The organism is Curtobacterium sp. LFS079 (assembly GCF_047977865.1).
Classification (GTDB): Bacteria; Actinomycetota; Actinomycetes; order Actinomycetales; family Micrococcaceae; genus Arthrobacter.
In genome coordinates, this window is sequence record NZ_JBFPFO010000002.1 from 324,951 (window position 1) to 338,491 (window position 13,541).

The window sequence follows — 13,541 nt, forward strand, 5'->3', positions numbered from 1 at the left end:
CGGGCTGGCTCAGGCCACTCGCCAGAGGGTGCATTCGTCCGTATTGATGGCCTTGCGCAGGCCGCTCAGCTGGTCCATGATCCACACGACACCGATGCCCGGCGCGGTCTCCTGGACGCTTCCCCTGCGGATGACCACGTCATCGTAGGCGGGTCCGACAGAGAGGCGGGCCTCGATCTTGTCGCCGCGGTGCAGCTGGTCAAGGGTGCGGATTCGGGTGGTTTGGACTGGTACTTCCTTCAACATGGTGGCCTCCTTGGCTGGAGCTGCCAGCGTTTGCCGGCACTTCCAGTGTGGAGGGCGAATGTTGCAGGGCGGTTTCAGCCCCGTTTAACTCGCGCGAACGTACAGTTGAGGCCCCGAAATCCGCAGATTCGGGGCCTCAACTGTACGTTCGCGCTGTTTGGAAGGGCTCGACGGCGGGCGGTGCCGGGGCTACCTCGAGCCGAGTTCCGCCGTCGGGGTCTTGAAGGACTCGCGGGCGGTGCTCGCCGAGACCGCGGCGATCAGGCAGATGGCGCCGGTGAAGAGGCTGATCTGCACCCAGCCGCCGGCCTTGGTGCCGCCGATGGCGGTGACGATCGCCGGGGCGAAGCCGGCCATCAGGAAGCCGAGCTGCGTGCCGATGGCCAGTCCGGAGAACCGCACTTTGGTGCTGAACATTTCACCGTAGAAGGACGGCCATACGGCGTTCGCGGCGGCGTAACCGAAGGAGAAGTAGGCCACGGACACCAGGAACATCAGCGGAACCATGCCCGATTCCAGGGTCAGCAGGAACATGGGGGTCATGACGGCGCTGGCCAGGGCCCCGTAGATGAAGACGGGCTTGCGGCCGATCCGGTCGGCGAGCTTGCCGAACAGGGGCTGGGTGCCCAGGGCCACGATGTTCGCGACCACCACCAGCCACAGGGTGATGGTGCTGCTGACGTGGGCAACGTCCTGGGCGTACTTGATGGCCAGGGTGCCGAACACGGTGCTGACGGCGGCGATAAAGGCGCAGCAGACCACGCGGAGCACGTCGCGCCAGTGCAGCTTCAGGAGGTCGGCCACGGGGAGCTTGGCGATCTGGTGGTTCTTCTTGGCCTCGGCGAACGCAGGCGGTTCGTGCAGGGTGCGGCGGATGAAGTACGCAACGATCACGACGGCGGCGCTCAGCCAGAACGGGATGCGCCAGCCGATGCCGTACTTGACTTCGTCCGGCAGGGCGACCACCGGAATGAACACGAGGGCCGCGAGGATCTGGCCGCCCTGGGTGCCGGTGAGGGTCCAGGAGGTGAAGAAGGAACGGCGGTTGTCCGGGGCGTGCTCAAGCGTCATGGAGGAGGCGCCTGCCTGCTCGCCGGCGGCGGAGAGGCCCTGGCAGAGCCGGGCGAACACCAGCAGCGCCGGTGCCCACCATCCGATGGCCTTGAAGTCCGGGAGGCAGCCGATGATGAACGTGGCCGCGCCCATGAGCACCAATGTGAACATGAGAACCCGCTGCCGGCCGATCCGGTCGCCGAAGTGCCCCAGGATCACGGCGCCCACCGGCCGCGCGATGTAGGCGAAACCGAAGGTGGCGAAGGACATGATGGCGGCGTTGGCGTCCGCGCTGGGGAAGAAGACGTGCGGGAAGATCAGTGCCGCGGCGGAGCCGAAGATGAAGAAGTCGTAGTACTCGACGGCGCTGCCCAGGAAGCTGGCGAGGGCCGCCTTCTTCGGCGTACCCGACTGAGTTGTGCCTGACTGCGGTGTGCCTGCGGCGCCGGTCCCCGGCGTCGCAGACGGGATCGTGTGGCTCATGGTGTTCCTTCGGTGTGACGACGGTGTCGCATCTGAATTCCCCAAGCTCTCACAATGTGGGAGCTGTTTGTGCAATATAGAAATGATGGCTGTGAGTACGGTCACCTGTCAAGAAAATTATTCACGATCTAGATATAGCTCTCACGATGTGGCAATCTTTCTTCATGAGCGTCAAAGAGGACACCAAAACGGACATGATCGGCAAGGCCCTGGGCCTCCTGGTATTGCTGGGCAATGAGCCCAAGGGAGCCAGCGCCTCCGAGCTCTCCCGGCAGGCCGATCTGCCCTTCAGCACCACCTACCGCCTGCTGGGCTCCCTGACGCGGGACGGTTTTGTGGACTACGAGCCGGATGGCCGCCGCTACCATCTGGGCCTGCGGGTCTTCCAGCTCGGCCAGCGCGTCTCGAACCATCACGGCTTTGCCGGCACGTCGCGGCCCATCCTGCAGAAGGTGACGGAGGCGACCGGTGAGGCCACTATCCTCTCCGTGCGGGACGGGCACCACCACCTCACCGTGAACAAGGTGGACGGGCCCCAGATGTTCCGCGTCACCAGCGACCCCGGCCATCTGGGCATGCTGCACACGACGGCGGTGGGCAAGGCGCTGGTGGCTTTCGCCGCCGACGACGAGCGCGCCGAACTGCTCGAAGGCCTGGAGCTGGAGGCGCTCACCGAATTTTCCATCACCGACCGCGAAGCCTTCCGGGCCGAAATCGAGAAGGTCCGCCGCCAGGGCTACGCGCTCATGGATGAGGAAAACGAGGTGGGCATGCGGGCCATTGCGGTGCCGGTCTTCAACGGCCAGGGCGTCGCCTTCGCCTCCCTTGCCACGGCCGCCCCGGCATTCCGGATGTCGGTGGAGCAGCTCCGGGCCGCGGTCCCGCTGCTGAAGGACGCCGCCGCCGAGCTCTCCGCACGCCTGCCTCAGCGGTGACTGTTTCCCGTGGCGATGGAGCGCGAACGTACAGTTGCGGCCCCGAATCGGCGGATTCAGGGGCCTCAACTGTACGTTCGCGCCGGGTCCGGGCAGAGCAAAGTTCGCGATAAGAACACTAGTGCAATATGTGAACACGTTGTGTAAGCTGGTTCATACCGCAAGGCGCCGGGCTTCCTTGAAACCGCCGCCGTCGGAGTTGTCAAAGGAGCAATGACCATGAGCACTCGAGCCGAGTCCCATCTGATGGGCCTGATCGGTGAAGGCGTCCTTCCGTCGCTGACGCCGGCCATGCACGAGCGCGAGGCGGACCGCCAGGGCCTGCGCTGCCTCTACCGCCCCATCGACCTGCTCGAGCTCGGACTGCCGGGCACCGCCGTCGGCGATCTCCTCACCGCCGCGCACCGCATGGGCTTCAACGGCCTGAACATCACGCACCCCTGCAAGCAGCTGGTGCTCGAACACCTGGATGAGGTGTCCGACGACGCCCGCCGCCTGGGCGCGGTGAACACCGTGCTCATCCGGGACGGCCGCTTCATCGGGCACAACACCGACTTCTCCGGCTTCGGAGCAGCATTGGCCGGCGGCCTCCCGGGCGCAGACCTGGAGCGCGTGGTACAGCTGGGCGCGGGGGGTGCCGGGTCCGCCGTCGCGTACGCCCTGCTGTCCGCCGGCGTCCGCACGCTGGACCTGGTGGACATGGACCCCGCCCGCTGCGCCGAACGCGCCGCCGAGCTTTCCGGCTTTTTCCCGGAGGCCACCGTGACGGCCCGCTCGACGGCGGAGCTGCCGCAGCTCATGCCGCTGGCCGACGGTCTGGTGCACTGCACCCCGGTGGGCATGGCCGCGCATCCGGGTACCCCGCTGGACATGTCCCTAGTGGAAGCGCGCCACTGGGTGGCGGACATTGTCTACCGGCCGATCGAGACGCAGCTGGTGCGCGAGGCCCGGGCAAAGGGCTGCCGGGTGCTTGACGGCGGACGCATGGCCGTGGGCCAGGCCGCCGACGCCTTCCGCATCTTCACCGGCCGCGACGCCGACGCCGACCGGATGCGCGAACACTTCCTCGAACTGATCGCCGCCGAAGAGGCTGCGGTTGCCGGGGTGAACGCCTGATGCGCACTGGAATCGCCACGGTATGCCTGTCCGGCACCCTCAAGGAGAAGATGCAGGCCTGCGCCATCGCGGGCTTCGACGGCATCGAGATCTTCGAGCAGGACCTCGTCACCTCTTCACTCAGCCCCGAGGATGTTCGCAAGATGGCCGCCGATCTCGGCCTGGGCCTGGACCTCTACCAGCCCTTCCGCGACTTCGACAGCGTTCCCGAGGAACTGCTCAAGGAAAACCTGCGCCGCGCCGGGGCAAAGTTTGAGCTGATGTCCCGCCTGGGCATGGACACCATCCTGGTGTGCAGCAACGTGGCCACCGCGGAAATCGACGACGACGGCCTGCTCGCCGAGCAGCTCGGTCGCCTCGCCCGGCTGGCCGGGGAGCACGGCGTGAAGGTGGCCTACGAGGCGCTGGCCTGGGGAAAGTACGTCAACGACTACGAGCACGCCCACCGCCTGGTGGAAATGGTGGACCACCCCAATCTCGGCACCTGCCTGGACTCCTTCCACATCCTCTCCCGCGACTGGGATACCGCCCCCATCGAGGCCATCCGCCCGGAGAAAATCTTCTTCGTGCAGGTGGCGGACGCCCCGAAGCTCTCCATGGACGTGCTCTCCTGGAGCCGCCACTACCGGGTTTTCCCCGGGGAGGGACAGTTCGAGCTCGCCAAGTTCATGGGCCACGTGGTGCGCGCCGGCTACGCCGGTCCGGTGTCCCTTGAGGTCTTCAACGACGTCTTCCGCCAGTCCGACGTCGAACGCACCGCCGTGGACGCGATGCGTTCGCTGATCTGGCTGGAGGAGCAGAGCGCCAAGTGGCTGGACGCGAACAGCCTGGACGCGAACAGCCTGGACGCGAACGACGCCGGTGCCGCCGGCGGTGCGTCCGCCGCGGACGGTGCCGCTCCCGCGAAAGTGCCCGGCCGCCGTCGTTATCCGATGGAACTGGCCACGCTGCCCAAGGTGGCCGAACCGGCGGGCTTCAACTTCGCCGAGGTCAAGGCCGACGACACCGCCGGCCTCGAGAAACTCCTCGGCCAGCTGGGCTTCGAGTTCGAGGGCCGCCACCGCACCAAGGACGTGCAGCTATGGACCATGGGACACGCTCGCGTGATCATCAACGAACAGGCGCCCTCGCACGCCGAGCCGGCCATCGCGGCGCTGGGCTTCGACGTCGACTCCCCGGTGATTGCCTCCGCCCGCGCCCAGCAGCTCAAGGCGCCGGTGGTTCCGCGGAAGGTTCAGGCGGACGAGGAAGTCTTCCAGGGCATCGCGGCCCCGGACTCCACCGAGATCTTCCTGTGCCAGGGCAGCCCGGACGGGACGGCGGCGTGGACGCATGAATTCGGAGACGGGATGTCGGCCGCAGGCGGTGCGGGCGCGGTGATCGACCACGTCAACCTGGCCCAGCCCTGGCAGCATTTCGACGAGGCCGTCCTCTTCTACACGAGCGCGCTCGCCCTGGAACCGGCGCCGTTCGCCGAGGTGCCCAGCCCCACCGGCCTGGTGCGCTCGCAGATCATGCAGACCACGGACCGGGCCGTGCGCCTGGTCCTGAACCTGGCCCCGCTGATCCAGCAGGACGGCCGCCACAAGAGCTACCAGGAGCACATCGCCTTCGCAGTGGATGACCTGGTGGGCCTGGCCCGTGACGCCCGGGACCGCGGCCTGGAGTTCCTGCAGATCCCGGCGAACTACTACGAGGACCTGGCCGCCCGCTTCAGCCTGGAGCCCGGCTTCCTCGCCACGCTCAAGGAGCTCAATCTGCTTTACGACCGCGATGCCAGCGGCGAGTTCCTGCACTTCTACACCGCCACCGTGGGCAGCGTGTTCTTCGAAATGGTCGAACGCCGCGGCGGCTACGACGGCTACGGCGCCCCGAACGCCCCGGTGCGCCACGCCGTCCAGTACGACTCGCTGCACCTGGAGCACGTCCGCCGCCCACCGACCATCGAAACGCAACCACGCTGACCGCAAGAAGCTACTTCAACCGAAAGGAGCCGGCCATGACCATCGACGCACATGGCACGCAGCCCGCCGAAGCTGAGCACGCCGCGCAGGACGCCGAAGCTGAGCACGCCGCGCAGGACGCCGCCGCGCAGAACGAGAATGACGAGCTCGTTCCCGCCGCCGAAGCCCACGCAGCCCACGTCCTGGATGCCGCCGCCGAGTCGCAGACGGACATCAGCGCCGAAATCGCCGCGATCGGCGAAGCCTACCGGCGCGAACTCAAGGACGGCGCGGCACCGGAGACCCAGCCCCGCCTGGACTTCGCCCCGTACCGCAGCTCGATCCTGCGCCACCCCACCAAGAGCCTGCACCACGCGGACCCGGAGACCATCGAGCTGTACTCGCCGGCCTTCGGCCACCAGGACGTGCACGCCCTCGAAGCGGACCTGACCATCCAGCACAACGGCGAACCCCAGGGCGAGCGGATCATCGTCGCAGGCAAGGTGCTCGACGGCGACGGCCGCCCGGTCGCCGGGCAGCTGGTGGAAATCTGGCAAGCCAACGCCGCCGGCCGCTACGTCCACAAGCGCGACCAGCACCCCGCCCCGCTGGACCCGAACTTCACCGGCGTGGGCCGCTGCATCACCGGCCCGGACGGCTCCTACCGCTTCACCACCATCAAGCCCGGTGCCTACCCGTGGAAGAACCACCTCAACGCCTGGCGGCCGGCGCACATCCACTTCTCGATGTTCGGCACGGACTTCACGCAGCGCATCGTCACCCAGATGTACTTCCCGGGTGACCAGCTGTTCCCGCTGGACCCGATCTACCAGTCGATCGTGGACCAGGACGCCCGGGACCGGCTCGTGGCCAGCTACGACCATGACCTTACCGAACCCGAATGGGCGCTTGGCTACACCTGGGACATCATCCTCAGCGGGTCGAAGCGGACCTGGACCGAAAACGAAGCCTTTGGCGACGCCGGGGATGAGGAGTAGAACATGAGCAAACTGACACCAACACCCGGCCAGACCGTCGGCCCCTTCTACGGCTACGCGCTGCCCTTCAACAAGGACAACGAGCTCCTGGCCCCCGGAACGCCCGGCAGCATCCGCCTCCAGGGCACCGTGTACGACGGCGCCGGCCACACCATCCCGGACGCCATCCTGGAAATCTGGCAGCCGGACGCCGAAGGCAACATTGTCCAGCGCACCGGCTCCCTGGTCCGCGACGGCTACACGTTCACCGGCTGGGGCCGCGGCGCGGCAGGGAACACCGGCGTCTTCACCTTCACCACAGTCAACCCCGGACCCACGTCCGAAGGTGCCGCGCCGTTCATCTCCGTGGCCGTCTTCGCCCGCGGCCTCATGAACCGGCTCTTCACCCGCATTTACCTGCCGGAAAACGAGGAAGCGCTGGCCAACGATCCGCTGCTGTCCTCGCTTCCGGAAGAGCGCCGCAAGACCCTCATCGCGCGCCGCGACCCCGACGGCGGCCTCACCTGGGACCTGCGCCTGCAGGGCGCGGACGAAACTGTTTTCCTTGATTTCGAGGGCACCTCCACCGGGACGGGCGCGTACCGATGAGCGGCTCCGGCCTGCCTGGTGACTTTGGCCTGCTGAGCCCGGTCACGGCGTCGCCCGCGGCGGCCGCGCTGACGGGCGACCGCGCGGTCCTCGCGGCGATCCTCGACGTCGAGGCCGCCTGGGCTGCCGTCCTCGAACAGGCGGGCCTGGCACCGGAGGGTGCCGCCGCCGTCGTCGGGCAGGCCGCGGACCCTGAGCTGTACGATCCCGAGGCCATCGCCGAACGCTCCCAGGGCGGCGGCAATCCGGTGATCCCGCTGCTCGGGGACCTCCGCGCCCGGGTCCGCGAACTCGACCCTGCTGCGCTGGCCGCCGTGCACAGCTCGCTGACCAGCCAGGACGTGCTGGACTCCGCCCTCATGCTGCTCGCCGACCGCGTACGCGCCGCCGTGCTCCGCGAGGTCAGGGGGACGACGACGGCGCTCGCCGCCCTCGCGGAACAGCATGCGGGCACGCTGTGCGTCGGCAGGAGCCTGACGCAGCATGCGCTGCCGTACACCTTCGGGTTGAAGGCCGCGCAGTGGTTCCAGGGCGTGGCCGCCGCGGCCCGCCGCCTGGACTTCCTGGAGTTGCCTCTGCAGTTCGGCGGCGCCGGCGGGACCCTTGCTTCCGCAACGGTGTTGACCGCGGGAACAGCGGCCGATCCCTTCGGGCTGGCCGAAGCACTCGCCGCGAAGCTCGGACTCGCCGCTGCCCCCGCACCATGGCACACGAACCGACTCCCGGTGACCGGGCTCGGCGACGCGCTGGCCGCGCTCACGGACGCCTTCGGGAAGATCGCCGCGGACGTGGTGTTCCTCAGCCGCCCTGAAGTGGCCGAACTCGGCGAACCGTTGGCCGCCGGCCGCGGGGTTTCCTCGGCCATGCCGCAGAAGCAGAACCCCGTGCTGTCCGTGCTGGTCCGCAGCGCGGCGCTGCAGGCCCCGGCGCTTGCCGGGCAACTGCACCTTGCCGCCGCCACTTTCAACGACGAACGCCCGGACGGGGCCTGGCACAGCGAATGGCCGGCCCTGCGCGGTCTGCTGGCCCTGGCTCTCGGTGCCGCCGTGCAACTGCGCGAACTCGCCGAAGGCCTGCGGGTCTTCCCCGACGCCATGCGCAGCAACCTGGGTCTCTCCGGCCCGTTGCTGCTCAGCGAAGGCGTGGCGGCCGCCGTCGGGCCCCTGCTGGGTTCCCGTGGGAAGCAGGAGCTGCAGGCCGTTGTCGACGCCGTGCTGCTGGTGCCCGCCGCCGAACAGGCCGCCACGTACGCGACGCTGCTGCGCGACGCCGTGCCGGAGCAGCTGCTCCCGGACGCGCGGCTCGCCGAGCTGCTGGATCCCGCCAACTACCTCGGCGAGGCCGCGGAAATCAGCCGCCGCATCCTGGCCGCCTACCCCGATTTCGCCGCGACAACCCTGAAAGGAGCCACCCATGACTAAGCCAGCCATCAAGGCCGTGCTGCTTTCCCCGCAGCGCCCCCTCGGGGAGAAGCCCCTGCTGGTTGTGGGCAACTCGCTCGGCACCTCCACCGTCCTGTGGAACGGGTCCGCCGAACTGCTGGGCGACGAGTACGACATCATCGGCTGGGACCTCCCGGGCCACGGCGTCTCGCCCGCCGCCACGGAGGCCTTCAGCGTGGCCGAACTGGCCGACGCCGTCGTAGAGCTTGTTGACTCGCTGCTCCCCGCTTCCGGAGAACAGCGCGCCCGCTTCCACTACGCCGGGGTTTCCCTGGGCGGCGCCACCGGCCTGCAGCTGGGCATCAAGCACGGCGAACGCCTCCTCAGCCTCTCCGTGCAGTGCTCCGATGCGAAAATCGGCACCCCGGAGGGCTGGCTGGAACGCGCGGACACCGTCCGGAGCCAGGGCACGCCCGTGATGATCCAGGGTTCGGCGCAGCGCTGGTTCGGCGCCGGATTCATGGACCGCGAGCCCGCGGTCAGCAGCCGTCTCCTGCACTCGCTGCGTGACACCGACCGCTTCAGCTACGCCTTCTGCTGCGAGGCCCTGGCAGGGTTCGACGTCCGCGCGGAACTCGGCACAATCACCGTCCCCGCCCAGCTCGTGGCAGGCGTCGAGGACACCGTCGCCCCGCCGTCGTCCGCCAGGGAAATGGCGGACAGGATCACCGCGGGGGGCGGCACCGCCACGGCCGTGGCGCTCGACGGCGTCGCGCACCTCGCGCCCGCGGAGGCACCTGCCGCCGTCGCGGATCTGATGCGCGGTTTCATGAAGGAGGCTTCGGCATGAGCAATCTTGATCCGAGCGGTGCCGTCCGGCCGGACGCCACCTCGCAGGAAATCTACGACGCCGGCATGGTGGTCCGGCGGGAGGTGCTCGGCGACGCGCACGTGGACCGGGCCAACGCCGCCAAGGACGCCTTCACCGGCGACTTCCAGGACATGATCACCCGGATCGCCTGGGGCGGGATCTGGACCCGGCCAGGCCTCTCCCGGCAGATGCGCTCCGCCGTCACCATCACCGCCATGGTGGCGCACGGGCACTGGGAAGAGCTGGCCATGCACATCCGCGCGGCCCTCACCAACGGCCTGGACCGGGACGAAATCAAGGAAATCCTGCTCCAGACCGCCATCTACTGCGGAGTGCCCTCCGCCAACACCGCCTTCAAGACAGCCCAGCACGTCTTCGCGGAGCTCGACTCCGCAGCCACCCCAGAAAAGGACCCCTCATGAACCAGGCCTATGTGTACGACGCCGTGCGCACGCCCTTCGGCAAGTTCGGCTCCGGACTCGCCGGTGTCCGCCCTGACGACCTCGCCGCCCACGTGGTCCGCGAGTCCGTTCGCCGGGCGCCGGAGCTCGACGTCGAGCGGATCGACGAAGTGGTGTTCGGCAACGCCAACGGCGCCGGCGAGGAAAACCGCAACGTGGCCCGCATGGCCACCCTGCTGGCCGGGCTGCCGGTCTCCATCCCCGGCACCACGGTCAACCGCCTCTGCGGCTCCTCCCTGGACGCGGCCATCCTTGCTTCGCGCCAGATCAACGCCGGCGACGCCGATCTCATGCTGGTGGGCGGCGCCGAGTCCATGAGCCGTGCCCCGTGGGTGCTGCCCAAGACCTCCAAGCCCTACCCGGCCGGAGACATGACACTGGCCTCCACCACCCTGGGCTGGCGCCTGGTCAACCCTGCCATGCCCGCCGAATGGACCATCTCCCTGGGCGAGGCCACCGAACGCCTGCGCGAGAAGTACGGGATCACCCGGGAACGCCAGGACGAGTTCGCCGCGGCCTCGCACAACCTCGCCGCGGCGGCCTGGGACGAGGGCTTCTACGACAACCTCGTGTCTCAGGTCCCGGGCACCGAACTCGTCCGCGACGAGGGCATCCGGGCGGGTTCGACGGCGGAGAAGCTTGCCGGGCTGAAGACGGTGTTCCGGCCGGAGACTGCCGGTGTTTCGGGGCCCGACGGCGGTGCTGCTTCCGGCGGTACCGTCACCGCCGGGAACGCCTCACCGCTGTCCGACGGTGCTTCCGCCGCATGGATCGGATCCGAGGCTGCCTCGTCCATGCTTGGCCTGGAGCCGATCGCCCGTATTGCCGGGCGCGGAGCGCACGGCAACGATCCCCAGTTTTTCGGCTTCGCCCCGGTGGAAGCGGCGAACAAGGCCCTCGCGAAGGCGGGCATCGGCTGGGAGCAGGTGGGCGCCGTCGAACTTAACGAAGCGTTCGCCGCGCAGTCCCTCGCCTGCATCGACGCATGGGGCATCGACCCCTCGATCGTGAACCGGCACGGCGGCGCGATCGCCATGGGCCACCCGCTGGGGGCCTCCGGGACCCGCATCCTCGGCACCCTGGCCCGCTCGCTCCAGGCCTCCGGGCAGCGGTGGGGCGTCGCGGCGATCTGCATCGGCGTCGGGCAGGGCCTCGCCGTCGTACTGGAAAACGTCACTACCGGTGTTTCGGAATAGGGAGCTTAAGGGACATGCTGACTTTTGCTGACTCCGTGGCCGAGGCCGTAGCGGGGATCAAGGACGGCTCCACGGTGATGATCGGCGGCTTCGGCAACGCCGGGCAGCCCTTCGAGCTGATCGACGCGCTGCTGGATTCCGGCGCCACGGACCTCACCGTCGTGAACAACAACGCCGGCCAGGGCGACCAGGGCCTGGCGCTGCTCATCAAGGAAGGCCGGGTGCGGAAGATGATCTGCTCCTTCCCGCGGCAGTCCGATTCCTGGCACTTCGACGCCAAGTACAAGGCCGGGGAGATCGAACTCGAGCTGGTGCCGCAGGGCAACCTGGCCGAGCGCATCCGGGCGGCCGGGGCCGGCATCGGCGGTTTCTTCACGCCCACCGGCTACGGCACCATGCTCGCCGAAGGCAAGGAAACCCGCTTCCTGGACGGCAAGTGGCAGGTCTTCGAGACCCCCATCCACGCCGACGTCGCCCTTATCAAGGCACTGAAGGCGGATGGCAAGGGCAACCTCGTCTACCGCAAGACTGCCCGGAACTTCGGCCCGATCATGGCCGCGGCGGCGAAGCACAGCATCGTCCAGGTCTCGGAGATCGTGCCCGTCGGCGCCTTGGACCCGGAGAACATCGTGACTCCGGGGATTTACGTCAACAGCATTGTCCGCGTCGCATCCGGCAACGCTCCCGAAACGGAACAGGTGGCCTGAGATGAGCACCCTCGAAACCAGCATCCAGACCTCCGCCGGGCCCCTGGGCCGCAACGAACTCGCCGCCCTCGTGGCCCGCGACATTGCGCCGGGATCCTTCGTGAACCTGGGCATCGGGCAGCCCACGCTGGTGTCCAACTACCTCACCGAGGAGCAGGACATCACGCTCCACACGGAGAACGGCATGCTGGGCATGGGCCCGGAGGCCGTGGGCGAGGAAATCGACGGCGACCTCATCAACGCCGGGAAGATCCCCGTCACCGAACTGCCGGGGGCGTCCTACTTCCATCACGCCGATTCCTTCGCGATCATGCGCGGCGGGCACCTGGACATCTGCGTCCTTGGCGCCTTCCAGGTCTCCGCGGGCGGCGATCTCGCGAACTGGCACACCGGCGCGCCGGACGCGATTCCCGCCGTCGGGGGTGCCATGGACCTGGCCACGGGCGCGAAGGACGTGTTCGTGATGATGACCCTGCTGACCCGCGAGGGCGTGTCCAAGCTCGTGGAGCAGTGCAGCTACCCGCTGACCGGCGTGGGCTGCGTGACCCGCGTGTACACCGACAAGGCCGTGTTCCTCACCGGGCCCGACGGCGTCACCGTCCGCGAGACCTTCGGCTGCACCTTCGAGGAACTCCAGGCCCTCGTCCCCCTGCCGCTGAAACCGGCCCCTTCGTGAGCGCGAACGTACAGTTGAGGCCCCGAATCCGGGGTTTTGAGGGCCTCAACTGTACGTTCGCGCCAATAGGATAGGTAACCATGAGCGACGCAGTATCCGCGGCCCCGCAGGCCAGTGACCAGTACGTGCAGTCCCTGGCGCGCGGCCTGGCCGTGATCCGGGCCTTCGACGCCGCCAACCCGCTCATGACCCTCAGCGAAGTTGCCGCCCGCACCGGCCTCACCCGTGCCACGGCCCGACGCTTCCTCCACACCCTGGTGGAGCTGGGCTACGTCCGCACCGACGGGAAGACCTTCGCCCTCACAGCCCTCGTGCTGCAGCTGGGGTACGCGTACCTTTCCGCGCTTTCCCTGCCGCAGCTCGCCCAGCCGCACCTGGAGGAGCTGTCCCACAAACTGGGGGAGTCGACGTCGGCCGCGGTGCTGGATGGTGCCGACATCTTCTACGTCGCGCGGGTGGCGACACGCCGGATCATGACCGTGGGGATCACGGTGGGCACCCGCTTCCCGGCGTACGCGACGTCGATGGGCCGGGTCCTGCTGGCCGGCCTGCCGGAGACGAAACTGCGGGAGTACCTGGACGCCGTCGAGCTCAAGGCCCTCACGCCGCGGACCGTCGCCACCCGCGAGGGGCTGCTGGCCGAACTGGAAAAGGTCCGGGACCAGGGCTGGTGCCTGCTGGACCAGGAACTGGAACTGGGGCTCATGTCCATCGCCGCGCCCGTGCGCAACGCCGCCGGCAAGGTGGTGGCCGCCGTCAACGTCTCCCTGCAGGCGCAGACCGTCGCAGCGCAGGCAGACCCGGAGGCGTACCTCGATGCCGTCCGCAAGGAGATCCTGCGCACCGCGGAACTGATCTCGGCGGATATTTCCGTCAAGCACTGACG

The 13,541-nt window shown here is 68.5% G+C and carries 14 protein-coding genes; 12 read left to right on the forward strand and 2 right to left on the reverse strand.

Features of this window, described 5'->3' with window-relative positions; genetic code table 11:
* Positions 1-9: 9 nt before the first annotated feature.
* A complete protein-coding gene (locus ACNQPB_RS04900; RefSeq protein WP_498749571.1) occupies positions 10-246 on the reverse strand; it encodes a hypothetical protein in 237 nt (78 codons plus the stop codon).
* Between the two features lie 189 nt (positions 247-435).
* The gene (locus ACNQPB_RS04905; RefSeq protein WP_498749573.1) at positions 436-1,782 is read right to left on the reverse strand and encodes an MFS transporter; all 1,347 of its coding nucleotides are present in this window, start codon (positions 1,780-1,782) and stop codon (positions 436-438) included.
* A 164-nt stretch (positions 1,783-1,946) separates the two neighbouring features.
* Between ACNQPB_RS04905 and ACNQPB_RS04910 the strand changes: the two genes are divergently transcribed.
* The 12 genes from ACNQPB_RS04910 to ACNQPB_RS04965 all read left to right on the forward strand — a co-directional run bounded on the left by ACNQPB_RS04910 (position 1,947) and on the right by ACNQPB_RS04965 (position 13,539).
* Positions 1,947-2,717, forward strand: a complete 771-nt coding sequence (locus ACNQPB_RS04910; protein ID WP_498749575.1) for an IclR family transcriptional regulator — start codon at positions 1,947-1,949, stop codon at positions 2,715-2,717.
* A 219-nt stretch (positions 2,718-2,936) separates the two neighbouring features.
* A complete protein-coding gene (locus tag ACNQPB_RS04915) occupies positions 2,937-3,833 on the forward strand; it encodes a shikimate dehydrogenase (protein ID WP_498749576.1) in 897 nt (298 codons plus the stop codon).
* Complete coding sequence (locus ACNQPB_RS04920; protein WP_498749577.1) at positions 3,833-5,797, forward strand: bifunctional sugar phosphate isomerase/epimerase/4-hydroxyphenylpyruvate dioxygenase family protein; 1,965 nt, start codon at positions 3,833-3,835, stop codon at positions 5,795-5,797. The genes ACNQPB_RS04915 and ACNQPB_RS04920 overlap by 1 nt, the downstream gene beginning before the upstream one ends.
* 35 nt (positions 5,798-5,832) lie before the next feature.
* Complete coding sequence (gene pcaH, locus ACNQPB_RS04925; RefSeq protein WP_498749579.1) at positions 5,833-6,774, forward strand: protocatechuate 3,4-dioxygenase subunit beta; 942 nt, start codon at positions 5,833-5,835, stop codon at positions 6,772-6,774.
* 3 nt (positions 6,775-6,777) lie between these two features.
* Positions 6,778-7,362, forward strand: a complete 585-nt coding sequence (gene pcaG, locus ACNQPB_RS04930) for a protocatechuate 3,4-dioxygenase subunit alpha (protein WP_498749581.1) — start codon at positions 6,778-6,780, stop codon at positions 7,360-7,362.
* Entirely contained in the window at positions 7,359-8,783 is a 1,425-nt protein-coding gene (locus ACNQPB_RS04935; RefSeq protein ID WP_498749582.1) for a lyase family protein, read from the forward strand. Before pcaG ends, ACNQPB_RS04935 begins: the two co-directional genes overlap by 4 nt.
* Complete coding sequence (locus tag ACNQPB_RS04940) at positions 8,776-9,594, forward strand: alpha/beta fold hydrolase (RefSeq protein WP_498749584.1); 819 nt, start codon at positions 8,776-8,778, stop codon at positions 9,592-9,594. The genes ACNQPB_RS04935 and ACNQPB_RS04940 overlap by 8 nt, the downstream gene beginning before the upstream one ends.
* Positions 9,591-10,037, forward strand: a complete 447-nt coding sequence (pcaC, locus tag ACNQPB_RS04945; protein ID WP_498749585.1) for a 4-carboxymuconolactone decarboxylase — start codon at positions 9,591-9,593, stop codon at positions 10,035-10,037. Before ACNQPB_RS04940 ends, pcaC begins: the two co-directional genes overlap by 4 nt.
* Entirely contained in the window at positions 10,034-11,272 is a 1,239-nt protein-coding gene (locus tag ACNQPB_RS04950) for a thiolase family protein (protein ID WP_498749587.1), read from the forward strand. Before pcaC ends, ACNQPB_RS04950 begins: the two co-directional genes overlap by 4 nt.
* A 14-nt stretch (positions 11,273-11,286) precedes the next feature.
* Positions 11,287-11,979 (forward strand): 3-oxoacid CoA-transferase subunit A, encoded by a 693-nt coding sequence (locus ACNQPB_RS04955; protein WP_498749588.1) that lies wholly within the window; start codon positions 11,287-11,289, stop codon positions 11,977-11,979.
* Between the two features lies 1 nt (position 11,980).
* The gene (locus ACNQPB_RS04960; protein ID WP_498749590.1) at positions 11,981-12,655 is read left to right on the forward strand and encodes a 3-oxoacid CoA-transferase subunit B; all 675 of its coding nucleotides are present in this window, start codon (positions 11,981-11,983) and stop codon (positions 12,653-12,655) included.
* Between the two features lie 80 nt (positions 12,656-12,735).
* The gene (locus ACNQPB_RS04965; protein ID WP_498749592.1) at positions 12,736-13,539 is read left to right on the forward strand and encodes an IclR family transcriptional regulator domain-containing protein; all 804 of its coding nucleotides are present in this window, start codon (positions 12,736-12,738) and stop codon (positions 13,537-13,539) included.
* Positions 13,540-13,541 lie beyond the last annotated feature (2 nt).